The organism is Neobacillus cucumis (assembly GCF_023715505.1).
The window spans coordinates 1-447 of record NZ_JAMBOH010000111.1 but is presented as its reverse complement, the minus strand read 5'-3'; the positions used below and the strand labels follow the sequence as shown (position 1 = coordinate 447).

Annotated in this window: 2 protein-coding genes; one reads left to right on the top strand and one right to left on the bottom strand. The window is 49.4% G+C overall.

Annotated elements, in window-relative coordinates:
- Window positions 1-219, top strand: a 219-nt coding sequence (locus tag M3226_RS31630; protein WP_445165009.1) for a DUF1107 domain-containing protein, incomplete at its 5' end; no start/stop codon positions are given.
- A gap of 61 nt (window positions 220-280) precedes the next feature.
- Here M3226_RS31630 and M3226_RS32940 read toward each other — a convergent pair.
- Window positions 281-445, bottom strand: a complete 165-nt coding sequence (locus M3226_RS32940) for a helix-turn-helix domain-containing protein (protein ID WP_374110715.1) — start codon at window positions 443-445, stop codon at window positions 281-283.
- Window positions 446-447: the final 2 nt, after the last annotated feature.

Here is a 447-nt window from a genome sequence, read left to right as displayed (position 1 = left end):
CAGGAGAGAAGAATGAAAATTTTCCAACGCTACAATCCGCTGCAAGTGGCGAAGTACGTGAAGATCCTGTTTCGTGGACGGTTGTACATCAAGGACGTTGGCGCATTTGAATTTGATAAGGGCAAAATCCTTATCCCGAAGGTCAAGGACAAGCTGCATCTGTCAGTGATGTCCGAAGTCAATCGTCAGGTGTTGCGTCTGCAAACTGAGATGGCATAGCCTGGCACGTAGCAGTACGTAGTAGGTAAAAGACGGCTCCCGATGGGAGCCGTTGATGTTTTTAGCCCTTCATTTCCGCATAGCGTTTGCGATATTCGCCCGGTGGGATGCCGTTATGTTTACGAAACAAGCGGGTGAAATAGACCGGATCGCTGTAGCCCACCGATAAAGCAATTTTGTTAAGTGGGAGCGAAGTGCTCTGAATAAGCCACCTGGCGCGGTTGATGC